Origin of the sequence: Pseudomonas sp. GCEP-101 (assembly GCF_025133575.1) — a bacterium.
Lineage (GTDB): Bacteria > Pseudomonadota > Gammaproteobacteria > Pseudomonadales > Pseudomonadaceae > Pseudomonas > Pseudomonas nitroreducens_B.
On sequence record NZ_CP104011.1, the window covers coordinates 3,255,569 to 3,281,494 of the forward strand.

Annotated in this window: 21 protein-coding genes; 9 read left to right on the plus strand and 12 right to left on the minus strand. The window is 67.7% G+C overall.

Annotated elements, in window-relative coordinates; all coding sequences use genetic code 11:
- Positions 1–15: 15 nt before the first annotated feature.
- The 5 genes from N0B71_RS14880 to N0B71_RS14900 form a co-directional block, all read right to left on the minus strand.
- The gene (locus tag N0B71_RS14880; protein WP_259753334.1) at positions 16–762 is read right to left on the minus strand and encodes a substrate-binding periplasmic protein; all 747 of its coding nucleotides are present in this window, start codon (positions 760–762) and stop codon (positions 16–18) included.
- Position 763: 1 nt separating this feature from the next.
- Entirely contained in the window at positions 764–1,438 is a 675-nt protein-coding gene (locus tag N0B71_RS14885) for a lysoplasmalogenase (RefSeq protein WP_259753335.1), read from the minus strand.
- 94 nt (positions 1,439–1,532) lie between these two features.
- Positions 1,533–1,928 carry a protease inhibitor I42 family protein gene (locus N0B71_RS14890; RefSeq protein ID WP_259753336.1) on the minus strand — a complete coding sequence of 132 codons (396 nt, stop codon included), beginning with the start codon at positions 1,926–1,928 and terminating at the stop codon, positions 1,533–1,535.
- Between the two features lie 272 nt (positions 1,929–2,200).
- Positions 2,201–4,600, minus strand: a complete 2,400-nt coding sequence (gene lon / locus N0B71_RS14895; protein WP_259753337.1) for an endopeptidase La — start codon at positions 4,598–4,600, stop codon at positions 2,201–2,203.
- Between the two features lie 113 nt (positions 4,601–4,713).
- Positions 4,714–5,511 carry an AraC family transcriptional regulator gene (locus tag N0B71_RS14900; RefSeq protein ID WP_259759569.1) on the minus strand — a complete coding sequence of 266 codons (798 nt, stop codon included), beginning with the start codon at positions 5,509–5,511 and terminating at the stop codon, positions 4,714–4,716.
- A gap of 84 nt (positions 5,512–5,595) precedes the next feature.
- Between N0B71_RS14900 and N0B71_RS14905 the strand changes: the two genes are divergently transcribed.
- Positions 5,596–6,474, plus strand: coding sequence for an ATP-binding protein (locus N0B71_RS14905; RefSeq protein ID WP_259753338.1), 879 nt, complete (start codon positions 5,596–5,598; stop codon positions 6,472–6,474).
- Between the two features lie 4 nt (positions 6,475–6,478).
- Here N0B71_RS14905 and N0B71_RS14910 read toward each other — a convergent pair whose 3' ends face one another.
- A complete protein-coding gene (locus N0B71_RS14910; RefSeq protein WP_259753339.1) occupies positions 6,479–8,527 on the minus strand; it encodes a TonB-dependent receptor in 2,049 nt (682 codons plus the stop codon).
- Between the two features lie 248 nt (positions 8,528–8,775).
- On the opposite strand from N0B71_RS14910, the gene N0B71_RS14915 reads away from it, so the two are divergent.
- The gene (locus tag N0B71_RS14915) at positions 8,776–9,525 is read left to right on the plus strand and encodes an AraC family transcriptional regulator (protein ID WP_259753340.1); all 750 of its coding nucleotides are present in this window, start codon (positions 8,776–8,778) and stop codon (positions 9,523–9,525) included.
- A 778-nt stretch (positions 9,526–10,303) separates the two neighbouring features.
- Positions 10,304–11,821: a sodium/proline symporter PutP gene (putP, locus tag N0B71_RS14920; RefSeq protein WP_259753341.1), complete on the plus strand. Its 1,518-nt coding sequence runs from the start codon at positions 10,304–10,306 to the stop codon at positions 11,819–11,821.
- A gap of 234 nt (positions 11,822–12,055) precedes the next feature.
- Here putP and N0B71_RS14925 read toward each other — a convergent pair whose 3' ends face one another.
- Together N0B71_RS14925 and N0B71_RS14930 are read right to left on the minus strand one after the other, a co-directional pair.
- Positions 12,056–13,252, minus strand: coding sequence for a sugar transporter (locus tag N0B71_RS14925; RefSeq protein ID WP_259753342.1), 1,197 nt, complete (start codon positions 13,250–13,252; stop codon positions 12,056–12,058).
- A gap of 158 nt (positions 13,253–13,410) precedes the next feature.
- Positions 13,411–14,325 (minus strand): LysR substrate-binding domain-containing protein, encoded by a 915-nt coding sequence (locus tag N0B71_RS14930; protein WP_259753343.1) that lies wholly within the window; start codon positions 14,323–14,325, stop codon positions 13,411–13,413.
- Between the two features lie 138 nt (positions 14,326–14,463).
- Between N0B71_RS14930 and N0B71_RS14935 the strand changes: the two genes are divergently transcribed.
- From N0B71_RS14935 to N0B71_RS14945, 3 genes are read left to right on the plus strand one after another with little or no spacing between them, the layout of a single operon-like run.
- Positions 14,464–15,102 carry an FMN-dependent NADH-azoreductase gene (locus tag N0B71_RS14935; RefSeq protein WP_259753344.1) on the plus strand — a complete coding sequence of 213 codons (639 nt, stop codon included), beginning with the start codon at positions 14,464–14,466 and terminating at the stop codon, positions 15,100–15,102.
- On the plus strand, positions 15,102–15,410 hold the full coding sequence (locus tag N0B71_RS14940; protein WP_259753345.1) for a DMT family transporter: 309 nt from the start codon (positions 15,102–15,104) through the stop codon (positions 15,408–15,410). The genes N0B71_RS14935 and N0B71_RS14940 overlap by 1 nt, the downstream gene beginning before the upstream one ends.
- Before the next feature lie 60 nt (positions 15,411–15,470).
- Positions 15,471–15,692 (plus strand): VF530 family protein, encoded by a 222-nt coding sequence (locus tag N0B71_RS14945; protein WP_259753346.1) that lies wholly within the window; start codon positions 15,471–15,473, stop codon positions 15,690–15,692.
- A 475-nt stretch (positions 15,693–16,167) separates the two neighbouring features.
- Here N0B71_RS14945 and N0B71_RS14950 read toward each other — a convergent pair whose 3' ends face one another.
- Positions 16,168–19,284 carry a transglycosylase domain-containing protein gene (locus tag N0B71_RS14950; protein ID WP_442964611.1) on the minus strand — a complete coding sequence of 1,039 codons (3,117 nt, stop codon included), beginning with the start codon at positions 19,282–19,284 and terminating at the stop codon, positions 16,168–16,170.
- A 230-nt stretch (positions 19,285–19,514) separates the two neighbouring features.
- On the opposite strand from N0B71_RS14950, the gene N0B71_RS14955 reads away from it, so the two are divergent.
- The 3 genes from N0B71_RS14955 (at position 19,515) to N0B71_RS14965 (ending at position 22,373) form a co-directional block, all read left to right on the plus strand.
- Positions 19,515–19,772, plus strand: a complete 258-nt coding sequence (locus N0B71_RS14955) for a hypothetical protein (RefSeq protein ID WP_259753347.1) — start codon at positions 19,515–19,517, stop codon at positions 19,770–19,772.
- Positions 19,773–19,990: 218 nt separating this feature from the next.
- Positions 19,991–20,668: a class I SAM-dependent methyltransferase gene (locus tag N0B71_RS14960; protein WP_259753348.1), complete on the plus strand. Its 678-nt coding sequence runs from the start codon at positions 19,991–19,993 to the stop codon at positions 20,666–20,668.
- A gap of 325 nt (positions 20,669–20,993) precedes the next feature.
- Positions 20,994–22,373: an amino acid permease gene (locus N0B71_RS14965; RefSeq protein ID WP_259753349.1), complete on the plus strand. Its 1,380-nt coding sequence runs from the start codon at positions 20,994–20,996 to the stop codon at positions 22,371–22,373.
- A gap of 58 nt (positions 22,374–22,431) precedes the next feature.
- Here the strand turns inward: N0B71_RS14965 and N0B71_RS14970 are convergent, their stop codons facing one another.
- The 3 genes from N0B71_RS14970 to N0B71_RS14980 all read right to left on the minus strand — a co-directional run bounded on the left by N0B71_RS14970 (position 22,432) and on the right by N0B71_RS14980 (position 25,792).
- Positions 22,432–22,806 (minus strand): 5-carboxymethyl-2-hydroxymuconate Delta-isomerase, encoded by a 375-nt coding sequence (locus tag N0B71_RS14970; RefSeq protein ID WP_259753350.1) that lies wholly within the window; start codon positions 22,804–22,806, stop codon positions 22,432–22,434.
- 457 nt (positions 22,807–23,263) lie between these two features.
- Positions 23,264–25,174: a M48 family metallopeptidase gene (locus N0B71_RS14975; protein ID WP_259753351.1), complete on the minus strand. Its 1,911-nt coding sequence runs from the start codon at positions 25,172–25,174 to the stop codon at positions 23,264–23,266.
- Between the two features lie 21 nt (positions 25,175–25,195).
- Positions 25,196–25,792 (minus strand): LemA family protein, encoded by a 597-nt coding sequence (locus N0B71_RS14980; protein ID WP_259753352.1) that lies wholly within the window; start codon positions 25,790–25,792, stop codon positions 25,196–25,198.
- Positions 25,793–25,926: the final 134 nt, after the last annotated feature.

Genomic DNA, 25,926 nt, shown 5'->3' on the forward strand with positions numbered 1-25,926 from the left:
CACGCCTTCGCAGGGCTAGTCAACGGCGATGCCGTAACCCTGCATCAGGGGTTTCCACTGGTCGTTGCGGCGCAGTTCGCGCAGGCCCTCGTCGAGGTCGTCCAGGCGCTCGCGCACGCCTTCCAGCCGCGGATTGAGCGCGACATACATGGGACGTTTATCGGCGAGCTCGCCGGCGGCTTGAATGCGCCCGGACAGCCCGTGGCGGTGCAGGTAGTGCTCGACGATCTGGCTGTCTTCGAGCAGTACGGTGATGCGTCCCAGCAGCAGCTTCTGGATATTGCGCTCGAGGACCTTCTCGCCGCTGAGCACCTGTACCTGTTCGAGGTTGCTCAGGTGTTCGTCGCGCCAGGCATCGAGCTCCTTGCCGTAGGAGTATCCCTGGGCCAGGCCGATGGATTGGCTGCTCAGCGAGGCCGGGCCTTTCCAGGTCCAGGGATTGTCGCTGCGCACGTAGAAACGCATGGTCACCCAGCCGATGGGCTCCTCGCCGATCAGCAACTGCGCGGACTCCTCGCTGTAGGCGCCGACCACGCCATCCACCAGGCCTTCGCGGGCCATCTGCAGGGCGCGCGGCCAGGGCAGCGGTTCGAAGCGTGGCGGCTGCGGCAGCACCTGGCCGAGGGCCTCGAGCAGGTAGCCGGGCTTGTCCGGATCGTCCGGGCAGAGGTAGGGGCACCAGTCGTCGCCGGCCAGGCGCAGGGGTTCGGCGCTGGCCAGCGCCGAACAGAGCAGGAGCAGCGGTGACGCGAGTCGCAGCATGTCAGGCCCGGGAAGTGGTGGGGTCTTCCGAGTATGGCAGAGCGATGTGACGGGATGTCACCGAGGCGGCGATACCGAGCTGGCCGAGCCAGTAGGTCAGCATGATGGCGTAGGAGGCGCCGTCGAAGGCGGCGACGAAGCGGCTGATGCCGATCATCGCGTCGGAGCTGACGAACAGCAGCGCGCCGAGAGCGGCGCACGCGCGGCTTGCGTTGGCGATGCCGGGTACGCCGAGGCGAGCGATGGCGCGCCAGAGCATGGCGCTGATGGTCAGGCTGTACAGCGCGATGGGCACGAGCAGCGGGCCCAGGCCGCGGCTGTAGAGCAGGGCGAACAGGCCGCCGCCCAGGATGGCTGCGATCAACAGGCCGAGCGGGGCGACGCGGCGGGTATCGCCCAGGTAGCCCGCGAGGTAGGCGAGGTGCGCCAGCAGGAAGGCGGCAAGGCCGGGCACGAAGGCATTGATCGGCCACTCCAGCAGGATGTCGCCGAGCATCGACAGCACCAGGCCGACGGCAACCCAGCGGCGATAGCCGTCGGCGGGGCTGCCGAGTATCCACAACAACATGGCCAGCACGGGCAGCGGCTTGCACAGCATGCGCAGGGCAGGCAGGTCGAAGGTGACGGCGAACAGGTAGGCGGCAGCGCCGATCAGTGCCAAGAGTGCCCAGCGCATGGGGTTCCCTCCCGAGGAAATGAACGCCTACTGTGCCGTAGCGCGGCGCCCCGGCCACAGGCCGAAGGCGTCAGGGCGAGGAGCTTATGGCGCCTTATTTCACCGCGATGGGGCAGACGAACGTCTTGGCCGGCGGCACTTCTGCCTCCCACGGACGGCGGTAGGCCAGTTCCAGCGTGTCCTCGCCGGCGGCGCTCACGCGGAAGCGCCAGGTGGATTCGCCGGCGCTGCCGACCAGGCCCACGTCCTCCGGGTTGCTGTACACCTCGGGGCCGAGCGCGCGCAGCAGACCGTTGGCGGCGTTGCGCAGCTCCCAGCGGAAGCCGGTGGTGGGGTTGCTCGGCAGGATCAGCACCAGCTCCTGTCCGGTGTGCAGTTTCAGCGGCTTGCAGTCGCTGGCGTCTTCCAGGGTGACCACGGGTTTGCTCTGCCCGGCGCAGCCGGCGAGCAGGGCCAGGGTGAGGGGCAGCAACGGGCGGTACGACGGCATGACGGCTCCTGAGTGGGGACAGGTTGGGGCGCAGGATACCGCAATCGTGGGAGAAGTAGAGGTTTCGCGGGGCGGGATATGTGGGGGCGGCTGGCGCCAGCCTGTAGGCGCGCCCCGTGGGCGCGATCGCGGGCATGGCCCGCTCCTACAAGTTGCCCTCGCAATGTCGGCTGTCGTAGGAGCGGACTTTGTCCGCGATCAGCGCTGTGCCGTGCGGTTCGCGAGCAAGCTCGCTCCTACAAGGGCAGGAGCGAGCCGATCGGTCGCAGGGTTCAAACCGGGAACAGCACCCTCGCCACATCCCCGAAGCGCCTGGCGAAATGCACCGTCAGGCCTTCCTTCAGGTACTCCGGCAGCTCCTCGAAGTCGCCACGGTTGGGCTCGGGCAGGATCAGCTCGAAGATCTTCTGCCGGCGCGCCGCGATGACCTTCTCGCGTACTCCGCCAATGGGCAGTACCTGGCCGGTGAGGGTCAGCTCGCCGGTCATGGCCACGCCCTTTTTCGGTGCCTGGCTGCGCGCCAGCGACAGCAGCGCGCTGGCCATGGTCACGCCGGCGCTGGGGCCGTCCTTGGGCGTGGCGCCCTCGGGTACGTGGAGGTGCACGAAGGCCTGGTCGAAGAAGGTCGACTCGCCGCCGTACTTCTTCAGGTTCGAGCTGATGTAGCTGTAGGCGATCTCCGCCGACTCCTTCATCACGTCGCCCAGTTGCCCGGTGAGCTTGAAGCCGCGGTTGAGCGTGTGGATGCGCGTCGCCTCGATGGGCAGGGTCGCGCCGCCCATGCTGGTCCAGGCAAGCCCGGTGATCACGCCGATCCCCGACAGCACCTGCTCGGTACGGAACACCGGCATGCCCAGGTACTGCTCCAGGTCCTTGGCGCCGATCTTCACCACCGAGTCCGGGTCTTCCAGCAGCTTCATCACCGACTTGCGCACCAGCTTGCCGAGCACCTTTTCCAGCTGGCGCACGCCGGCCTCGCGGGCGTAGCCCTCGATCACCGCGCGCAGGGCGGCGTCGTTGATCGATACCCGATGCTTGGGCACGCCGGCTTTTTCCAGCTGCTTGGGCCACAGGTGGCGCTTGGCGATGGCCAGCTTCTCCTCGGCGATGTAGCCGGAGAGGCGGATGACTTCCATGCGGTCCAGCAGCGGGCCGGGGATGGAGTCCAGGGTGTTGGCGGTGCAGACGAACAGCACCTTGGACAGGTCCAGGCGCAGGTCCAGGTAGTGGTCGAGGAACTCCACGTTCTGCTCCGGATCCAGCGTCTCCAGCAGCGCCGAAGCGGGGTCGCCCTGGTAGCTGCTGCCGAGCTTGTCGATCTCGTCGAGCATGATCACCGGGTTCATCACCTCCACTTCCTTCAGCGCCTGCACCAGCTTGCCGGGCAGGGCGCCGATGTAGGTGCGGCGGTGGCCCTTGATCTCGGCCTCGTCACGCATGCCGCCGACGCTGAAGCGGTAGAACGGCCGCCCCAGGCTCTCGGCGATGGACTTGCCGATGCTGGTCTTGCCCACGCCGGGCGGGCCGACCAGGAGCACGATGGAGCCGGCGATCTCGCCCTTGAAGGTGCCCACCGCGAGGAATTCGAGGATGCGGTCCTTCACGTCTTCCAGGCCGGAATGGTGCCGGTCGAGGACCTTGCGCGCGTGCTTGAGGTCGAGCTTGTCGACGCCCATCAGGCCCCACGGCACCGAGGTTGCCCAGTCGAGGTAATTGCGCGTGACGGCATACTCGGGCGAGCCGGTCTCGAGGATCGACAGCTTGTTCAGCTCCTCGTCGATGCGCTTCTTCGCCTGCTCGGGCAGGGTCTTGCCCTCCAGGCGTGCGCGGAATTCGTCGGAGTCGGCGCTCTTGTCGTCCTTGGTGATGCCCAGTTCCTGCTGGATGATCTTCAGCTGTTCCTGCAGGAAGAACTCGCGCTGGCGCTCGCCGATCTTGCGGTTGACCTCGGCGGACAGCTCCTTCTGCAGCCGCGCGACTTCCACTTCCTTGCGCAGCAGTGGCAGCACCTTCTCCATGCGCTTGAGGATCGGCACGGTATCGAGCACGCCCTGCAGCTCGGAGCCGGGGGCGGTGGTCAGCGCGGCGGCGAAATCGGTCAGCGGCGACGGGTCGTTGGGGTTGAAGCGGTTGAGGTAGTTCTTCAGCTCTTCGCTGTACAGCGGGTTGAGCGGCAGCAGCTCCTTGATCGCGTTGATCAGGGCCATGCCGTAGGCCTTCACCTCGTCGCTCGGGTCGCTGGGGGTGTGCGGGTACTCCACCTCCACCAGGAAGGGCGGGCGATGGCGCTTGATCCAGCCGCGGATGCGCACGCGCGACAGGCCCTGGGCGACGAACTGCAGCTTGCCGCCCTCGCGGCTGGCGTGGTGCACGCGCACCAGGGTGCCGTGCTCGGGCAGGCTGTCCGGGTCGAAATGGCGCGGGTCTTCCGGCGGGTTCTCCATGAAGAACAGCGCCAGGCTGTGGTGTTCGGTCTTGGCGACCAGCTCCAGCGTCTCGGCCCACGGCTCCTCGTTGACGATCACCGGCAGCACCTGCGCCGGGAAGAACGGGCGGTTGTGGATCGGGATGACGTAGACCGTGGTCGGCAGGTTCTGCCCTGGCAGCACCAGCCCGGTGTTGCTGACCTCTTCGGCGCTATGGATATCGTGAATCTCGTCGTGGTCGCTCATGAGGCACCTGACTGATTGAACATGACAGTCTAGATGGGGAAACCGGCGCGGGGTTTCAATCCCATTTTTCAGCAATGTGCCTGAAGTTGTTGCGGCCGGTGTGCCGGCGGAGCTCAGGGGCGACGCGGCCGCAGGAAATCGCTGGGCGGCCGGCCGAACTGGCGGCTGAACATCGCGCTGAAGGCGCTGGGCGTGCTGTAGCCCACGTCCAGCGCCACGCTCAGCACGCTGTCGCCCAGCGCCAGGTGCTCCAGGGCGGCCAGCAGGCGCGCCTGTTGCCGCCATTGGCCGAAGGTCAGCCCGGTTTCGGCGAAGAACCAGCGTTGCACCGTCTTGCTGTCCACGCTCAGCCGCGCGGCCCACTGGGCGAGGCTCGCGCTGTCGCCGGGCTGCGCCTGGATGGCCTGGCACAGCGCGCGCAGGCGCGGATGGGCAGGCAGCGGCAGGTGCAACGGCAGCATGGGGTCTTCGCGCAACTCGTCGAGCACCAGGCCGAGCACGCGGCCGTCGCGGGAGTCCGGCGTAACCTCGCCACTGATCGACAGCGCGGCGAGGATCAGCTCCCGCAGCAGCGGCGACACCGCCAGCACGCAGCAGTCCGGCGGCAGGTGCGGGGCGCTGCCCGGCTCCACATACAGGGTGCGCACCTGCACTTCCCCGACCATGCGCGTCCAGTGCTCGACGCCGGCGGGTATCCACAGGCCGCGGTTGTCCGGCACCACCCACTGGCCGCTGGCGCTGCCCACCACCAGCACGCCGCGCACGGCGTAGAGCAGTTGCGCGCGGTGGTGGCTGTGCGCGGGCACCTGGTGGCCGTCGGGGAAGTCCAGCGCGACCGCCGCCACCGGGCTGGCGGCCCGTTCGTCGCCGTGGTTCTCCAGCGGATGGGGCGGAATGTCCTTTTTGCGCATGTGCATGCCTGTTTGTCGTTAGACGACCACTTTCGCCCATCGCTAGGCTGCTGAACAGTCCTCCTCTGCCCGATGATCTTCGTCATGACCGAGCTTCCCCTGAACGCACTGGCCGCCATCTCCGAACAACTGGCGCGCATCGCCGGCCTGCTCGAACACGCCCTGCCGGCACGCCCCGCGCTGGCGCTGGAAGAAGGCGCCATCGCCCACCTGTGGGAGTACCGCCAGGGCCAGCCGCGCCTGACGCCGGTGATCGAGCCGGCGCTGATCGCCTTCGACGACCTGCGCAATGTCGAGCGGCAGAAGGCGCTGATCGAGCAGAACACCCGCCAGTTCGTCTCCGGCCGCCCGGCGAACAACGTCCTGCTGACCGGCGCCCGCGGCACCGGCAAGAGCTCGCTGGTGAAGGCCTGCCTGCACGCCTTCCATGCTGAAGGGTTGCGCCTGATCGAAGTGGACAAGGAGCACCTGGCCGACCTGCCGCAGATCATCGACCTGCTGCGCCATCGCCCGGAGCGCTTCATCCTGTTCTGCGACGACCTGTCCTTCGAGGACGGCGAGACCGGCTACAAGGGCCTGAAAACCGTACTGGATGGTTCGGTGGCGGGGCAGTCCGGCAACGTGCTGATCTATGCCACGTCCAACCGCCGCCACCTGCTGGCCGAGCGCGCCGAGGACAACCTGTCCTTCCAGCGCAGCGAGAGCGGCGAACTGCACCCCGGCGAGGCGGTGGAGGAGAAGATCTCGCTCTCCGAGCGCTTCGGCCTGTGGATATCCTTCTATGCCTTCAGCCAGGAGCAGTACCTGGAGGCGGTCGCCCGCTGGCTGGAATACCACGGCCTGGGCGGCGTGCAGCCGGAGGAGTGGGAGCAAACGGCGATCCGCTGGGCGACCCATCGCGGGTCGCGGTCCGGGCGGATCGCCGCGCAATTCGCCCGGGATTACGCCGGGCGGCAGCGCTAGCACATCAGAACGCGACCTTGACCCCCGCCTGGATGCCGCGCCCGCCGGCCGGCACGCTGTCGCGCAGGATGGAGCTGGCGTAGCGCACGGTCTGGTTGGTCAGGTTCTCGCCCTTGACGAAGGCCAGCCAGCGGCTGTCGCCCAGGTCGAAGCGGTAGCCGACGCTGGCGCCCAGGGTGGTGTAGCCGTCGGTGCGCAGCTCGTTCTCGGGCACGCGGTTCTGGTCGGCGGCGTATTCCACATCGACCCGCGCCTGCCATTGCTGCAACTCCCAGAGCAGCGCGCTGTTCAGGCGCAGCGGGGCGATGCGCGGCAGGGCTTCGCCGGTGTCCTTGTTCTTGGCGCGGGTGTAGTCGCCGGAGAGCTCCAGGTCGAAGCGGCCGTAGGGGCTGTCCAGCAGGTGGATGCGGTCCTGCGCCTCGACGCCGTAGAAGTCCGCCTTCACGCCGCTGTAGAGGTACTCGGGCAGCGCCTCGTCGTCGCCGGCGTCCACCACCGCGCCTTCCTCGTCGCGATAACGCCCGCTGGCCAGCAGGCCGATGTAGTTGGAGAAGCGGCTGTAGAACACGCCGACGCTGCCCTTGTGACGGCCGCTGTCGAAGCGCAGGGCGAGGTCGGTGGAGACGGCCTTTTCCTTGCTCGCGTCGGCGTCGCCCACTTCATAGGTGCCGGTGGCGGCGTGGGCGCCGTTGGCGTACAGCTCATAGAAGGTCGGCGCGCGCTCGGTGTAGGCCAGGGTGCCGGCCAGCGACCAGATCGGCGTCAGGGTGTACACCGCGCCGGTGGACAGGCTGCCGGCGGTGAAGCTGCGCGCGTCGTCGTTCTCGGCGAAGCGCTCGTTGTCCTTGGCGTTGGGCGCGATGCGCGTGTGCTCGACGCGGCCGCCCAGGTTCAGCGCCAGGCGCTCGCTGGCCTGCCAGTTCTCCAGGAAGAACAGCGCGGCGCTGTCGGTCTCGGTGTGCGGCACGAACGCTTCTTCGCCCAGCGCGGAGAAGCGGCTGTTGGCGACCTGCGCGCCGACCACGCCGTCCAGCGGGCCGATGGGCTGGTGCCGTGCCTCGATGCGGGCCTCGTAGCCGTCGTTCTTGAAGGTGGTGCCGGTCTCGCCGTCCTCGATTTCCTTGTGCTGGTACTCGGTGTAGGCGGCGTCCAGCTTCACCGAGCTGAACGGACCGTCGAGGTCGCGGATTTCCGAGGCGAAGGCGTAGCGGTCCTGCTGCATCTTCAGGCGCACGTCGTCTTCGGCGGGGGAGCCGTAGTTGCTGTCGTAGCCGCTGTAGGAGAGGCCGGCATAGCCGTGGTCCCAGTGGTAGCTGCCGCCAATGGCGCCGCTGTCCTGGCGGCCATCGCTGTTGTCCACGCGATGTTTCGCCTCGTCGCCGTCCACCTGGCGCTGCCGCCCCGAGTGGGCGTAGCCGGGGATGCGCAGGTCGTTGAACTCGCGGGAGCCGGCATCCAGGTGCAGGGCGAAGTGGCCGTCGCCGGCTTCCAGCGCGCCGGCGGCGCTGCGGGTGGTGTCCGCGCCGCCGTAACGCAGCTCGCCCTGGCCGTGGATACCGTCCACCGGTTCGCTGGGAATGCGGTTGTCGAAGCTGTTGACCACGCCGCCGATGGCGTTGCCGCCATAGAGCAGCGCGGCCGGGCCGCGCACGACTTCGATGCGCTCGACCACGTTGGGGTCTTCCGGCACGGCGTGGTCGTAGGACAGCGACGAGGCGTCCAGCGCGCCCACGCCGTTGCGCAGCAGGCGGATGCGGTCGCCGTCCATGCCGCGTATCACCGGGCGGCTGGCGCCGGGGCCGAACCAGGTGGAGGACACGCCCGGCGTGCCGTTGAGGGTTTCGCCGAGGCTGCCTTTCTGCCGCAGGGTCAACTGGTCGCCCTGCAGGACGCTGCTCGGTGCGGCGGGGGAGGCGTCACCCAGCGGGTTGGCGGTAATCACCTGGGGCTCCAGCTCGGTGGGCGCGGCCTCGGCCAGCGAGGGTGCGCCGGCGCACAGGGCCAGGCCCAGCGGGGCCAGACGCCAGCGCGGACGGGGAAGGGATGGGGGCATGACGAACTCCTGGTTTTTCTTCTGGCAAAGCGAACCCCTCCCTGGTGATCAGGGATTGCGCCAGGCGGCAGGGAAGGGGGGATGGAAAGGTGTTAGTTGTTATAACATAACATATCTATTGGTTAGCAATAGTTTCTCGCTTAGATGCTTTTGTGCTGGCGCTGTCTGGAGTTGCGCTCGGTTGCACCTGCTGCTGGGCAGGCGTACAAATTTTCCGTACCATGCTCAAAATTTGATCACCCAGCGCCATGTTCGATACCCGACTCGCCACGCTGTCCGACCAGACCGACCAGCACGTCCATGACCATCACCAACTGGTGATGTGCCTGAGCGGCCGCGCGGAATTCGCCATTGCCGGCGCCGGTGGCGAGGTCTGCCGCATGCGCGCTTGCCTGGTGCCGGGGGAGATCGATCATGAATTCGCCGGGCTGGGCGACAACCGCCTGCTGATCGTCGATCTCGACGAAGCCGGCGCGGCCGAGCAGGATCGCGACCTGCTGGCGCGGCTGTTCGAGGTGCCGCGCTACCCGACCCTGGATGCGGATTTCCAGCACCTGCTCAGTTATGCCGGCGCCGAGATCGCCCGCTACGGCGGCGACCCGCTGCTCGCTCGCGCTCTGGGCGGCGTGCTGCTGCGGGCCCTGCACCTGCGCCTGTTCGGCGAGGACCGCGCGCCGCGCCAGGGGCCGCTGGACCTGGAGCGGCTGGACGGCTACATCGCCGATCACCTGTCGCGGCGCATCACGGTGGCGGAGCTTGCGCAGGTGGCCTGCCTGAGCCCCAGTCACTTCCACGCGCAGTTCAAGGACCGCGTCGGCCTCACGCCGCACCAGTACCTGCTGCGCCAGCGCCTGGATCGCGCCGCGCGCTTGCTGCGCGAAACCGACCTGCCGTTGGTCGGCGTCGCCGGCGAATGCGGCTTCTCCAGCCAGAGCGCGCTGACCACCGCCATGCGCCGTTACCTCGGCCTGACCCCGGGCAGCCTGCGCCGCAGCTGAGGCCCACGGCCTGCGCGCTCTGGATTGCTGATCGAATGGTCAGTGGCGCGCCGTCGGCTGCCGGAGCTTTTTGCAAGAACTCCAGAGCTTTCGGCAAGAAATCCGCAGGGTGCAACCCCTAGAGTCCGCCCACCGCGTTGCAGGTGCAACCCGGTCATACCAAGAACAACAGCCAGCTCGATACGCGGGAGGGGCGCATGCCCATCACCGGTTCAGACTTCGCCCCTCGCGCGCCCGTAGCCGGCCGCGCCACCGCCTCCACGGCCCGGCCCGCAGCGCCCGCCCGTGGCCGCGCGCCGTCCGCCCTCGGACCAATGGCGCCATCCCTGCCGATGCTTTCTGTACAATCCGCGCCCTCGCGCGCCGGCCAGCCCCTGCCGCACCTTCATGCGCGCGCCAGCACAGTTTCAGTCACTCGCGACGAACGCCGTTGCCAGCCCCGTATCGTGCGGCTGGCGGGCATTCGCCGGGAGCAGGGCGCCTGCCTCGGCGCCTGATGGATGACCGGGTCCGCCCGGAAATCGGCCCGCCCTGCGCTTACCGGCGCAGGCGGGACGGAGGTCGCCGTGGTGAGACGGTGGCTGCAGGAAGACGCCAGCAAGGACGAGGGCGTGCCTGCGTCGGGGTGCGTAGCGGTTCGGTGCCGGTTTGGCGCCACGCGCAACCCGGTTTGCCTGTGAGCAAGCGCTAACCGGTCGGCGTCAACCACGCCGGCTGCCAGTCAAGGGTCCGCGATACCCCGCGAACCTGGATAAAAACAAGCTGTAGGGGAGTCCCCATGAGCGTCAACACGCCAACACTGATCACCTTCGTGATCTACATCGCGGCCATGGTTCTGATCGGCTTGGCCGCCTATCGTTCGACCAACAACTTCTCCGACTACATCCTCGGTGGCCGCAGCCTCGGCAGCTTCGTCACCGCGCTGTCGGCCGGTGCCTCGGACATGAGCGGCTGGCTGCTGATGGGCCTGCCGGGCGCCATCTACCTGTCGGGCATCTCCGAAAGCTGGATCGCCATCGGCCTGATCTGCGGCGCCTACCTGAACTGGCTGTTCGTCGCCGGCCGCCTGCGCGTGCACACCGAGCACAACGGCAACGCCCTGACCCTGCCGGACTACTTCAGCACCCGCTTCGAAGACAACAGCCGCATCCTGCGCGTGATCTCCGCGCTGGTGATCCTGGTGTTCTTCACCATCTACTGCGCCTCCGGCATCGTCGCCGGCGCCCGCCTGTTCGAAAGCACCTTCGGCATGTCCTACGAGACCGCGCTGTGGGCCGGTGCCGCCGCGACCATCGCCTACACCTTCGTCGGTGGCTTCCTGGCGGTGAGCTGGACCGACACCGTGCAGGCCTCGCTGATGATCTTCGCGCTGATCCTCACCCCGGTGATCGTGCTGTTCGCCACCGGCGGCGTGGAGCCGACCTTCGCGGCCATCGAGCTGAAGGACGCGGCCAACTTCGACATGTTCAAGGGCGCTTCCTTCGTCGGCGTGCTGTCGCTGATGGCCTGGGGCCTGGGCTACTTCGGCCAGCCGCACATCCTGGCGCGCTTCATGGCCGCCGATTCGGTGAAGTCGATCCCGGCTGCCCGCCGCATCTCCATGACCTGGATGATCCTCTGCCTGGGTGGCGCGGTCGCCGTGGGCTTCTTCGGCATCGCCTACTTCCAGGCGCATCCGGAGCAGGCTGGCGCGGTCGGCGAGAACCACGAGCGCGTGTTCATCGAGCTGGCGAAGATCCTCTTCAACCCGTGGATCGCCGGCGTGCTGCTGTCCGCCATCCTGGCGGCGGTGATGAGCACCCTGAGCTGCCAGCTGCTGGTGTGCTCCTCGGCGCTGACCGAAGACTTCTACAAGGCCTTCCTGCGCAAGAACGCCAGCCAGCTTGAACTGGTATGGGTCGGCCGCGCCATGGTGCTGCTGGTGGCCCTGGTGTCCATCGCCCTGGCCGCCAACCCGGACAACCGCGTCCTGGGCCTGGTGTCCTACGCCTGGGCCGGCTTCGGCGCCGCCTTCGGCCCGCTGGTGCTGTTCTCCGTGCTGTGGAAGGGCATGACCCGCAACGGCGCGCTGGCTGGCATCATCGTCGGCGCGGTCACCGTGATCGTGTGGAAGCAGTTCGGCTGGCTCGGCCTGTACGAGATCATCCCGGGCTTCATCCTCTCCAGCCTCTCCATCGTGGTGTTCAGCCTGTTCGGTTCCGCACCGTCCAAGGCGATGATCCAGCGTTTCGAAGCCGCCGAGGCCGAGTACGCGGACGCGCACCTGCCCGAGGGTTCTCCGGCTACCAGCCGCTGAGTCTTCGCTGAATGAAGAAGGCCGCGCTCCGTGAGGGGCGCGGCCTTTTTCGTTGGGGGCCCGTGATGTGCTTCGTGCTGACCGGGTGCGCATTGGTAGGATGGTGTGGAGCGGAGCGATACCCATCATTCGCAGCGCCGGCAGCATGGGTATCGCTCCGCTCCACCCATCCTACGTGGCTGGGCGTCCGGAAGGTTCGCGAGCAAGCTCGCTCCTACAGGGAGCACCGATGTGTCAGTGCGAGCCGTGCCCGCCACTCAGCGCTGCCGCATAGCGCCAGCAGGCGAACAGGCACAGCAGCAGGCCGACCGCCGCCAGCGCGCCGCCGACGTAGCCGATCCACTCCAGCCCCAGGCCCACCGCCACGCGGCTGCCCAGCAGCGCGCCGCCGCCGATGCCGACGTTGTACAGGCCGGAGAACATCGCCATGGCCACGTCGGTGGCGTCATGGGCCAGTTGCAGCACCTTGGCCTGCAGCGCCAGGCCGAAGCAGAGGATCGCCGCGCCCCAGAACAGGCTCAGCCCGAGCAGCGCCGTCGGCGAATGCGCCAGCGGCATCAGCAGCAGGAGCGTGCCGCCGAGCACTGCGATGGCCAGGCACGGAAAGGCGCGCGGGAAGCGCTCGCTGTAGCGGCTGAAGAGGATCGAGCCGAACATCCCGGCACCGCCGAACAGCAGCAGGAGCAGGGTGGTTTTCTGGCTGTCCAGCGCGGCCACCTCGCGGGCGAACGGCTCGATGTAGCTGTAGGCGGTGAACTGTGCGGTGATCACCAGCACGGTGAGCACGTACATCGCCACCAGCGCCGGGCGTCGCAGCAGCAGCGGCAGGCTGCGCAGCGAGCCAGAATTCTGGCTCGGCAGCAGCGGCAGTGCGCGGGCCAGCCAGAGCACCACCACCACCGAGACGCCGGCGATGGTGAGGAAGGTCGTGCGCCAGCCCAGCGCCTCGCCGAGCATGCGCCCCAGCGGGATGCCCAGGACCATCGCCAGGATCGTCCCGGTGGCCAGCAGGCCGAGGGCTTTGGCCTGCTGCCCCGGCGGCGCCACGCGCACCGCCAGCGAAGCGGTGATCGACCAGAACACGGCGTGGGCGAAGGCGATGCCGAAGCGGCTGATCATGAGCACCGTGAAGTTCCAGGCAAAGCCGGACAGCACGTGGCTGACGATGAACAGGCAGAAGATCACCACCAGCAGGCGCCGGCGTTCCATGTTGCGGGTCAGTTGCATCAGCGGCAGGGAGGCCAGGGAAACCACCCAGGCGTACAGCGTGAGCATCAGCCCGGTCTGTTCCGGACGCATGTCGAAGCTCGCGCCGATGTCGCTGAGCAGGCCCACCGGGACGAACTCGGTGGTATTGAAGATGAAGGCGGCGATGGCCAGGGCGATGACGTTCAGCCAACTGCCGGAGCGGGTGTGGTGCGCGGTACTCATGGGAATCCTGAGGTGAAGTGGGGCTCAGGCCGTGCCCTGGGATCACGCGGCGGGCGTGTCGCGGGCGAAGAAGAATTGTTGTAGCGGCAAGGCCATTCTACGCACGGGTTGCCCATCGCGCACGGCGAAGCGGCGCCTGCGCGGGTGCAGCGGCAGGCTCAGGCGGCGTTGTCGATCAGCGGGTCGGCCGCCTGCGCCGCTTCCTCGGCCAGCCAGTCGAGGAACGCGCGCACCGGCGGATGACGCTCGCGGCCCGGCACGCAGAGCGCGGTGTAGCGCGCCCCGGGGACGTTGATCTCCGGGCGGTAGGGCACCAGCAGGCCCTGCTCCACGCTCTCCGACACCAGCAGCGAACTGGCCAGCACCAGCCCCTGGCCGGCGACGGCCGCTTGCAGGGCGTAGAACTCCTCGTCGTATTCGCGCTGCACCGCCTGGGCCAGCAGGCATTCCTCGCCGGCCACCTGGCACCAGGCCTTCCAGCCGCGCTCGTAGAGTTCGGAGTTGTGCCAGCGCACGCTGATCATCTCCGGCACCTCCACGTCCGCGGTGGCCACCAGCGCCGGCGCGCCATACACGGCGAAACGTTCCGCCAGCAGGAACTGGCTGTGCATGCGCGGGTAGTCGCCGAAGCCGTAGCGGATCGCCAGGTCGACGCTGGCGTCCTGTTGCAGGTCGAGCAGTTCGCACTGGCTGTCCAGGCGCAGGCGGATGTGCGGATGGCGCGCATAGAAACGGCCCAGGCGCGGCACCAGCCACAGCGCGGCAAAAGCCGGCGTGGTGGAGATCGTCAGGCTGCTGGCGCTGCGCTGCGGGCGCAGGCTGTCCACCGATTGCGAGACCTCCAGCAGCGCCCCATGCAGGCTGCGGAACAGCCGCTCGCCGGCCTCTGTCAGGCGTACCTGGCGTGGCAGACGTTCGAACAGCGGCAGGCCGAGCCATTCCTCCAGTGCACGCACCTGGTGTGACACCGCCGTGGGAGTCACCGCCAGTTCCTGGGCGGCGGCCTTGAAGCTCAACTGGCGCGCTGCGGATTCGAAGGTGCGCAGTGCTGGAAGCGGCAGGTTGGCGAACATGGCGTGCTCCATGGATGAGATCAATTCATCTGGAGGGAGATTCCCTCAGTTGTCCGCTGACCCGGCTGGAAATAGCTTAGGTCGCAACAGGAGGCCAGCCTGGACCTCCGCAGTGTATACCTTCGCAAGGAGTGACAGATGAACAGGATTCTTTCCATCCACGCCAGCCCCCGCGCCGACCGCTCGCATTCCCGCCGCCTGGCGGAAGGCTTCCTGGCCGCGCTGCCGCAGGCCTCGATCACCTGCCGCGAAGTGGGCCGCGCCGATCTGCCCCACGTCAGCGAGGGCTTCATCGCCGCCGCCTTCCACCCGCAGCGCGAGCATCGCCCGGCCGAGTTGCAGGCCGAGCTGGCGCTGAGCGACGAGCTGGTGGACGAGTTGCTCGCCCATGACCTACTGGTGATCTCCACGCCGATGTACAACTTCAGCGTGCCCAGCGGATTGAAGGCCTGGGTCGACCAGATCGTCCGCATCGGCCGCACCTTCGACCTGCACCTGAAGGACGGCGAGGCCGAATACGAGCCGCTGCTCAAGGGGCGCAAGGCGCTCATCGTCACCAGCCGCGGCGGCGCCGGCATGGGGCCGGGCGGCGAGCTGGAGTGGATGAACCACGCCGACGCCTGGCTGCGCGTGGCGCTGGGATTCCTCGGCATCGAGGATGTGCAGGTGGTCGCCGCCGAGGGCGAGGAGGGCAATCCCGATGCCTTCCGCGCCTCTTACCAACAGGCTGAGAAAGCCCTGGCCGACCTCGCCGAGAGCGAGTGGGCGCGTGCGTGATGGCCTGGGCGATGCTGATGGTGGCCGCGGTGTTCGAGGTGATGTTCGCCGTGTCGATGAAGTACGCCGAGGGCTTCACCCGGCCGCTGCCGACCGTGGTGACGGTGCTGGCGGTGATCGGCGGGATCTTCTTCCTCACCCTGGCGATGCGCCAGTTGCCGGTGAGCATCGCCTACCCGATCTGGACGGCCATCGGCACGCTGGGCACGGTGTTCTTCGGCTTCCTGCTGCTGGGCGAGGCGCTGACGCTGACCAAGCTGGCCTCGGTGGCCCTGATCATCGCCGGGGTGGCCGGGCTGCGGACGTGATCGCCCGAACCGGAGCTTGATGCTAAGGTGCCGCGCATTTCCCGCACGACGGCACCGACCATGAACGACAAACCGAAGAACCCGCTGCATGGCGTGACCCTGGAAGCCATCCTCAACCACCTGGTGGCGCAGTACGGCTGGGACGGGCTGGCCAAGCGCATCGACGTGCGCTGCTTCAAGAACGACCCGAGCATCAAGTCCAGCCTGACCTTCCTGCGCCGCACGCCCTGGGCGCGGGAGCAGGTCGAGGCGCTGTACGTGAAGAGCGTGCAGGGCAAGTAACAGAGCGGCTTTGCGTAGGAGCGAGCTTGCTCGCGAATCGTTTGATGCCAAGGGTGCCCGGCGAGGTTCGCGAGCAAGCTCGCTCCTACAGGTTCAGGCGGGCATGTGTGCGCTGGGCTATCCCCTCACCCCAGCCCTCTCCCCGAGGAGAGGGGGCCGTTCGGTGTGGTGGCTGCCAAGGAAGTCAGCCGGTAGGCGCGGAGCTCTTCGTAGGAGCGAGCTCGCTCGCGAACCGGCCCGGTTGCCCGTGGCATGAAGCGGTTCGCGAGCAAGCTCGCTCCTACAGGTTCAGGCAGGCAGGTGTGCTCGGGGCTTTCCCCTCACCCCAGCCCTCTCTCCGAGGAGAGGGAGCCGTTCGGGCGTTGTATATGAACCGAGTCAGCCGGCTAACGCAGCAATGCCAGAGCGCTCGGAACAGTCCCCTCTCCCTCCGGGAGAGGGCTAGGGCGAGGGGGCGGAGCCAATCGCCGCCCACTCAGCGCCAACTCACCCGCAGGTTGTCCAGCCGCTCCTGGCAGCCGGTGCTGATGCCCGGTTCCAGGTACCCGGTCAGCAATGGCGCCATGCCCTTGAGCACCTGTACCGGCAGCGCCGAGGTGAACTTGAAGCCGTCCGACTCGCTGCCGGCCACGTAGGCGGTGAGCGTGCCGAAGTGGCGCGGGCCAATGTAGAAGACGAAGGTCGCCGTGCGGTTCATCGCCTTGGAGCTCTTCACCCAGCCGCTGCGGGTCACGCTCTCGATGCGGTTGTCGCCGGTGCCGGTCTTGCCGCCCATCACCAGGGCGTTGCCGTCGGCCAGCTTGAAGGTGCCGGACAGGCGCCGCGCGGTACCCGCATCCACGACCTGGGACAGCGCGGTGCGCAGCGCTTGGGCGACTTCCGAGCGCATCACCTGGCGGCCGTTGCCCGCCTCCGGCCCAAGGCTGACTTCATAGGGCGTGCCGGCGGCGAAATGCAGGCTGTCGATGCGCAGGGTCGGCTGGCGCACGCCGTCGTTGAGGATGATGCCCATCAGCTCCGCCAGCGCCGCCGGGCGGTCGCCGGAGCTGCCCAGCGCGGTGGCCAGCGACGGCACCAGGTGGTCGAACGGGTAGCCCAGGCGCTTCCACTGTTCATGCAGGTCGAGGAAGGCCTCCACCTCCAGCATGATGCGGATGCGCTTGTCGCGGGCGTACTTGTGCCGGGACTTGAACAGCCAGCCGTAGACCTCCTTGCGCTCGGCGCTGCTGGCGGCCACGGCGTCGGCGAAGGTCGCCGCCGGCTGGCGTTGCAGGTAGCCCAGCAGCCACAGTTCCAGCGGGTGCACGCGGGCGACGTAGCCCTGGTCGTTGAGGTTGAAGGCGCCCGGCCCGTAGCGCGTGTAGAGGTCCTCGATGCGCTTGTCGGTGAGCTTGTCGCCGGCGTACTTGCCCTGCTTGAGGCGGTCCTGCAGGAAGGCGGCGAAGGTCGGGATATCCGCCTGCGGCTGCAGGTAGCGATGGATCGCCGCGAGCCGCACCGGCCAGGCGCGCAGGCCGTCGAGGAAGGTGCTCAGGCGCTCGTCGTTGTCCTTGCCCTTGTACTTCTGCCAGAAGCGCAGCAGGTAGACCTGGCTTTCCTTGTCGACGAAACGGTCCAGGTAGTCCTGCCGGCGCGGGTCCTTGTCGTCGGCCAGCACGGCGACCTTGCTGCCTTCGTTGGCATAGATGTCGTGGCGCACCAGGTCGCGCAGCAGGCGCACGAAGGGCAGGTTGATCGACTCGCGCAGGGCGTCCTGCAGGGTCGGGATGCGGCCGTTGTCTTCCTTGCGGAAGTTGCTGAAGGTGTGGATGCCGCCGCCAGTGAAGAAGCTCTCGTAGGGGCTGGCGGAGTACTTGCGCTGCAGGGCGGCGGCGAGCATGTCCGGCAGGTTGCGGTCCTTGGCGGTCATCAGGTAGTCGATGGACCAGCGGCTGAGGTAGTCCAGCGGCTCCACCGGGACCTTCTTCAGCTCGGCGACGGACAGCGGGGCGTACTGCTCATGCAGGTCGGCGATGGTTTCCAGGTAGGTGGCGAGCACCCGCAGCTTCGCGGTGGAGCCCAGCTCCAGCTTGCTGCCTTCGTTGATGTCGAAGGGCTGCTCGGTGCTGTCGGTCTGCACCCGCACGCGGTTGCCGCTGGGCGTGCGCTCGAACAGGGTGAAGCTGTAGCGCACGTCCTTGGTCTTGTCCTTGGACAGCAGGTGTTCGCCGAACAAGCCGATCTGCTCGGCAAACGCCGGGTCGGACAGTTGTCGCAGGTAGCCGGTGACCTGCTCCTGCAACTCATGCTGCAGGGTGGTGGTGAAGCTCATGTCGAAGCGGTCGAGGTCGTACAGCGGCACATCGAGCATGCCGGCCAGGCGCGTGCGTGCCAGGCCGATGCCCTTGTTGTTCTCCAGCGGGGTGAAGCTCGGCTCGCTGCGCGGATCGCGGAACGTGAGTTTCTGCTTGAGCGCGGCGTCGCGCAGCTCGGGGGCGATCACGTTGTTCTGCGCCAGCAGGCGCAGGTAGCTGTCGGTCAGCACGGCCAGTTGGTCGCGGCCGCGGGCGAGATACCAGGAGGGCCGGCGGTGGGCGATCATCAGCGACACCACCTGGCGCAGCGCCTTGCCCTGGGCGGCCAGCTCCGCGCCAGAGCCGGGCGGGGTGTTGAGCAGCTTGTTGACCTGCTGGTAGTCGGCGCCGTACCAGATCCACAGGCCGTCCGGCAGGCCGCTCACCTCGCCGTAGCCGGGCTGCGCCGAGAGCGGGACGGAGTTGAGGTAGGTGAGGGCGACGTTGCGCCGCGCGGCCATGTTCTCCGCGCCGTTCCGGTAGGTGCGCACGCTGGCCGATGCCATCTGCCGCAGCTTGTCGGTGATGGAGTTGGTGCGGCCATCCTCGGAATGACGGTACTTCTCGATCTGCGTGGCCAGGGTGCTGCCGCCGGGGGCGTGGTTGCCCAGGCCGACCAGCTTGCCCACCTGCGCCACCGAGGCCTGGGTGAAGCGGCTCCAGTCGATGGCCGGGTTCAGGTAGGGGCGATCGGGATCGAGCAGATCGCGGTTCTCGATGAACAGCAGGCTGTTGACGATGGTCGGCGAGATGCTCTCGAAGTTGGCGTAGAGCCGCTGCGGATAGCGGAAGTTGTAGATCGGCAGGCCGCGGCAATCGGCGATGTCGACGCCGGCCTGGGCCTTCTCCGGGTAGGGCGGGAAGAGGCCGTGGCCGGTGTACTGCATCAGCGTGTCGGAGAATCGCGCCTGGCTGAGGGTGACGAAGTTGCGCTCGTGCAGGCGGCCGAGGAAGCCGGGCAACTGCTGGTAGCCCAGGCGCCGGTCGAAGGGCCCGCCCTGGGGGTAGACCACATTGCTGGTGCCGCCCTGTTCCAGGCTCCAGGTCAGGCCGGTGGCGTAGCGCGCCAGTTCGCGCGCCTGCAGCTTCGAGGTGCGCGCTTCATAGAGCAGCGCCGCGCCCATGGCGGCCAGCAACGGCAGGAGAAACAGGAAGAGGATCAGGAAGCGATGGTGGTGGACTTTCTGCGAGGAAATACCGGGCCCCAGACTTCCCGGTTGACCTGCCACTTGCGTACCGGAATGCTTCGCTCTGCCCATCTTCACGCCCCGCCCTTGCTTGTACGACAGCCCAGGTAGCGGACTCCGCCCACGTGATGGCCGGCGCCATCCTGGCACCGCGAAAGCCGCTTCCCCCGCGGCTTTCCTAACTTCCAGCGTAGTCGGCGGCAAAAAATCTGCGCGCCGCCCGGCGCCGTTCATGGCCATGCGGATTGATTTGCCGACGGCCAGCAGGTGCAATGTACGAACTTCGACAGGAACCCTTGCCCATGCGTTCGCCTTTTCTGCCTTGCCGTCTGCCCCTGGCCGCGCTGTTACTGGCGTCCTTGAGCGCCCAGGCGGCGCCGATGCCGTTCTACCGCTGGCAGAGCAAGGTCGATGGCGCCTATACCTGCCAGCAGACGTCGCCGGGCAATGGCTGGCAGAGGATCGGCGGGCCGTTCCGCGACGCCGGCTGCCGCCAGGCGCTGCCGCAGACCCCGCCGCCCAAGGGGTTGGCGGTGCCGAAGGTGTTGAAGGGACGGTAGGTCCGGCTTTTTCTGCCGGGACGAGTGCAGCTTGTCTACCCTCACCCCCACCCTCTCCCAGAGGGAGAGGGGGCAGATTGTGCCGGCTGATTCTGTGGTTTCATCCTGCACCGGACGGTTCCCTCTCCCGCTTGCGAGAGAGGGTTAGGGTGAGGGGCTTTTCGACTTTGCAGGAGCGGATTCATCCGCGATCGCATCTCCCACGCACGGAGCCGACCATGACCGACCACGCCGCCCGAATCCGCCACAGCTGGCAAACCAACGCCGCGGCCTGGACCCGTGCCGTGCGCGAGCAGCGTATCGAGAGCCGGCGGCTGGTGACGGATGCGGCGATCCTCGGCGCCATCGCCGATGGCCCGGCGCAGCGGGTGCTCGACATCGGTTGCGGTGAAGGCTGGTTGTGCCGCGCACTGGCAGGGCAGGGGCACCAGTGCGTTGGCGTGGATGCCGCGGCGCCCCTGATCGACGCGGCGCGGGCGGCGGGTGGCGCGCGCTTCGAGGTGATGGATTACGCGGCGCTGGTCGCCTCGGGCGCCACCCTCGGCCGGTTCGACGCGCTGGTCTGCAACTTCGCCCTGCTCGACGACCATCCCGCGCCTCTGCTCGGCGCGCTGCGCGACCGGCTCGTCCCCGGCGGGCGGCTGCTGATCCAGACTGTGCATCCCTGGACCGCCGGCGGCGACGAGCCCTATGCCGATGGCTGGCGGCTGGAAACCTTCAGCGCCTTCGGTGGCGACTTCAGCACACCGATGCCCTGGTACTTCCGCACCCTGGAGTCCTGGCTGGCGCTGCTGGCCGCCAGCGGCTGGCGCTTGCGGCAGCTGCGCGAACCGCGCCATCCGGAGACCGGCCAGCCCTGTTCGCTGCTGCTGGAGCTGCAGCCCGTGGTGGGCTGAGCCGCTCTACACCGGCCCTGACTAGGGAGGCAGATGTGGCGAAACGCCGCTATCCCTTTGGTCACATTGCACCTTGGTGGTGCAGACGTTTCCTACGCAGTTATGTAACACTCGCCCGCGACCTCAGCCGTGGTCCTCCCGCAATGCCCACGTCCGCTTCACAAGAGCGGGCAGCCTCTTCCGGTGTGCCGTCCTGGAACTGCCAGACACTGCTCCCCCCGTGCCCTCCTGCGCGGTGGCGAAGCTTTTCCGGTGCTTCCGCATCCCGACTGCACTGCGAGTCCGCGGCTGATTACTCCCAAGAACAAAACGAGGTTGCATCACCATGTCGTCCCACGATCTCCAAAGGGATCTCAACGAGCGGCACATCCGTCTCATGGCCCTGGGCGCCTGCATCGGCGTCGGCCTGTTCCTCGGCTCCGCCAAGGCCATCCAGATGGCCGGCCCGGCCATCATGCTCTCCTACATCATCGGCGGTCTCGCCATCCTGGTGATCATGCGCGCGCTGGGCGAGATGGCCGTGCACAATCCCGTCGCCGGCTCCTTCGCCCGCTACGCCCAGGACTACCTCGGCCCGCTGGCCGGCTACCTGACCGGCTGGAACTACTGGTTCCTCTGGCTGGTGACCTGCGTCGCGGAGATCACCGCGGTGGCCATCTACATGGGCATCTGGTTCCCCGACGTGCCGCGCTGGATCTGGGCGCTGGCCGCGCTGGCGAGCATGGGCACCATCAACCTGATCGCCGTGCGCGCCTTCGGTGAGTTCGAGTTCTGGTTCGCCCTGATCAAGATCGTCACCATCGTCGCCATGATCCTGGTGGGCGGCGGCATGATCGTCTTCGGCCTGGGCAACGGCGGCATCGCCACCGGTATCTCCAACCTCTGGAGCAACGGCGGCTTCATGCCCCACGGCATCACCGGCGTGCTGATGTCGCTGCAGATGGTGATGTTCGCCTACCTGGGCGTGGAGATGATCGGCCTCACCGCCGGCGAAGCGAAGAACCCGCAGAAGACCATTCCCGGCGCCATCAACTCGGTGTTCTGGCGCATCCTGCTGTTCTACGTGGGCGCGCTGTTCGTGATCATGTCGATCTACCCGTGGAACGAGATCGGCACCCAGGGCAGCCCCTTCGTGATGACCTTCGAGCGCATGGGCATCAAGACCGCCGCCGGCATCATCAACTTCGTGGTGATCACCGCCGCGCTGTCGTCCTGCAACGGCGGCATCTTCAGCACCGGGCGCATGCTCTACAGCCTCGCCCAGCACGGCCAGGCGCCGGCGGTGTTCGCCAAGACCTCCAAGGGCGGCGTGCCGCGCAATGCGCTGCTGCTGTCGATCTTCGCGCTGCTGCTGGGCGTGTTGCTGAACTATCTCGTGCCCGAGAAGGTGTTCACCTGGGTGACCTCCATCGCCACCTTCGGTGCGATCTGGACCTGGGCGATGATCCTGCTGGCGCAACTGAAGTTCCGCCGCGGCCTCTCCGCCGCCGAAGCCGGCAAGCTGCAGTTCAGGATGTGGCTGTACCCGGTCAGCTCCTACCTCGCCATGGCCTTCCTGGTGCTGGTGGTGGTGCTGATGGCCTTCTTCGAGGACACCCGCATCGCGCTGTACATCGGCCCGGCCTTCCTGGTGCTGCTGACGGTGCTGTACTACGCGCTGAACCTTGCCCCCAAAGAGCAGGGCAGCGTTGCCAGCCGTGCCTGATGCGCGGTTGAGCGAATGAAAAAAGGCCTCCTCGGAGGCCTTTTTTTATTGTGGCGAATCAGGCGCTGGGCAGGCTGCCGGCCATGCGGGTCAGGCTGCGGTCGAACTCGGTGATCTCCAGCTGCAGGCCGACGGGGCGCTTGGCGAGGAGCGTGGCGAGCGTCTGTTCGGCCGTGGCGAACAGCGTGTCGACGATGCGCTGGCGCAATTCCTCCGGGCGACCGGGGGCGATACGGATCTGGATATTGATGAAGGCTTCATCCTGAGTGTTGGCGCCGACCTGGAACTCCTCGACGGCGCGGGCGAAGGTGCGCAGGCCGTTGAGGGGAAACACGCCCAGGGTCCGCGCGGCGTCGTGGAGCTTCTGTGCCAGGGCCAGCGGTGCGAGGTCGTCGGCGAGATTGGCGGTGTAGTCGATGGCGATGTGGGGCATGGCGAGCGTCCGATATCCGTGATGCCAGCCATCCTAGGGCGACGGACTCGCTGGGGATATGCGGGTGACTACGTAGGCGCCGCTGCCATGCGGTTCGCGAGCAAGCTCGCTCCTACAGCCGGACTCCGGTGCGTAGGAGCGGACCTTGTCCGCGAAATCCATCGCGGATGAATCCGCTCCTACAGGGGAATGCCGCTGCTTCGCGCGGCCCCTCGTAGGGCGTATAACGCGCCAGCGTTATCCGCCGTCCGGGCATCGGCGGATAACCCGTGCCGGGTTATTCGCCCTACGCGCTGAACGGGGCTTTCGGCGGGCGCGGAGATTTCTCTGGAAGCCTTCAGAGTGAGAACGGCGCATTCGCTTTTTTTAGGAGCGAGCTTGCTCGCGAACCGCATGGCACGGAACTTCCATGTAGGAGCGGGCCACGCCCGCGACCGCGCGCATGGCGCGCTCTTTTTCAGCCCGCCAGCAACGGCGGCATGGGGCAGTCGAGGATATCCGCCACCGCGCGCATCAGTTCGGCCTCGCCGGGGTTGATGCGGCCGTCGTGCTCGATGCAGCGCGCCAGTGCCTTGAGCAGCTGCGGCTTCTGCAGCGGGCGCAGTTGCTCCAGCTTTTTCAGCGCGCCTTCCAGGTCACGCAGGCTGCCCGCCGGCGGCAAGGGGCGAGGCGGGAAGGGCAGGCCGCTCCAGGCATCGGCAAAGGCCTGGGCGGTTTCCACATCGCTGGTTTCACCGACGCGAGCGAGGAAGGCCAGCAGCGTCGCGGACTCTTCGCCAAGCTCCGCCAGCGCCACATGGCCGATCTTGCCGCTGCCCGGCCGCAGGTTGCGTTCGACGATGCGCAGGAGGGTCCACTCCAGCAGCTTCACCTTGCCGTCCAGCTTGATCAGCAGCGCCATGTTCTCGCGCAGGGCGAGGAAGGCCTGGGCGTCCAGTTGCTTGAGCGCCGGCATCGCCAGGTCCAGCAGCGGCAGGCGCTGGCCAGGGTCGAGGCGCAGCAGCGACTCTTCCAGCAGGTCCAGTTGCAGCGCCAGGCTCAGGTCCAGGCGCTTCCTGACCTCTTCGAGCTGGCGCGCGCGCAGGCCGGGTTCGCTGTCCAGCAGCAGGCCGTAGATCAGCGCCTGGGCGCCCTCGCTGTCATGGGCGGCGCGTTGCAGGCGTTCGTCCAGGCGCTGCAGGGTGTGGCGCGCTTCCAGCAGGTGAGCGGCCGTCGGCGCGCCCACGGCCGCCACCGCCACGTCCACGGCGCCGGGCTGGTAAGGCTGGCCGGTAACGGCGGCGGTCCAGGCGTCCTTGTTCATCAAGGCCACGTCCAGGCGCGGCTCGAATTTCGGGTAGCGGCCGTCCCAGCCCGGGTCCACGCGGCGGATGCGATCCTTCAGTGGCGGGTGGGTGTCGAACCAGCTGCTGCCCACGCCGTCACCGAAGTACATATGGCTGAACTCGGCCGCGCGCGGCGCGCTGAGCAGGGCGCCCAGCGGGTTGCCGCCGATCTTCTTGAGCGCGCCGGCGATGGTCGAGGGATCGCGGGTGAACTGCACCGCCGAGGCGTCGGCCAGGTACTCGCGCTGGCGGCTCACCGAGGCCTTGATCAGGTGGCCGAAGAAGGTGCCGACATAGCCCAGCACATAGAGCACGACGCCGGCGCCGATCACCAGCAGCACCACGCTGCCACCGCCGTTCTTGTCGTTGCTGCTACTGCGGGTGCTGATGCGCACGCCGCTGCTGGTCTCGCTCCAGCCGCGCAGCAGCATGCCGCCGATCAACCCGAGCAGGAGCATGCCGTGCAGCAGGGCGGTCAGTCGCGTGTTGAGCAGCATGTCGCCGTGGTGGATGTGACTGAATTCGTGGGCGATCACGCCTTGCAGCTCATGGCGCTCGAGTTGCTCGATGGCGCCGCGGGTGATGCCGATCACCGCGTCGCGCGGGGTCAGGCCGGCGGCGAAGGCGTTGATCGAGCCGTCTTCCAGCACGTACACCGGCGGTACCGGCGAGCCGGAGGCCAGGGCCATTTCCTCGACGACATTGAGCAAGCGGCGCTCGTCGGCGTTGCTGGCGCTGAGGTTGAGCAGGCGACCGCCCAGGCTCTCGGCCACCACCTTGCCGCCAGCGCTCAGTTGCACCTGCTTGTACAGCGCGCCGAGCACGACCACGCCGACGATCACGGCGGCCACCGACAGATACAGCTCCGGGTCGGGCAGGGAGGCGGGCGAGGTGAGGTGCAGCGCCGGCTCGCCCAGGTGCCGCCAGAGCCAGCCCAGGGCGAAGCTGGTGATGGTGACCAGGCAGACCACCGCGACGCTGAGGAGCACGACCAGGCGCCCGGTCTGCTTGCGGGCGCGGTCCTGGTGTTCGAAGAAGTTCATCGCGCGTCCTGCGCCGGGGTATCAGAAGGCGACTTTCGGCGCGGCCTGGATGTCCTTGCTGTCCTCGAACTGCAGCAGGCTGGCGTCCTTGCTGTGGCCGTAGGTGGCGGCGAGGAAGTTGGCGGGGAACGACTGGCGGTAGGTGTTGTACTCCATCACCGCGTCGTTGTAGGCCTGGCGGGCGAAGGCCACCTTGTTCTCGGTGCTCGACAGTTCCTCGCTGACCTGCTGCAGGTTCTGCGAGGCCTTGAGGTCCGGGTAGGCTTCCAGGGTCACGTTCAGGCGGCCCATGGCGCCGCCCAGGGCGTTCTCGGCGGCGGCCAGTTGCGCCATGCGGCCGGCGTCGCCGGGTTGCTCGGAGGCAGCCTTCAGGCCGGCCACCGCCGCGTTGCGCGCGGCGATCACCGCTTCCAGGGTTTCGCGCTCGTGCTTGAGGTAGGCCTTGGCGGTTTCCACCAGGTTGGGGATCAGGTCGTAGCGGCGCTTGAGCTGTACCTCGATCTGCGCGAAGGCGTTCTGGTAGCGGTTGCGCAGGGCGACCAGGCGGTTGAACACGCTGATCAGCAGGAAGATCACGCCAGCGATGATGGCGAGGGTGATGATCGAGGAAACGCTCATGGGATGTCCTTATCGACAGGCGAATGAGCGTCGATCATAGCGGAAAGCCAGCAAAACGGGATTCCCCGTTACCGGATGCGCAGGGCTGCCCCTGTTGTAGGAGCGAGCTTGCTCGCGAACCCGCCTGGCACCTT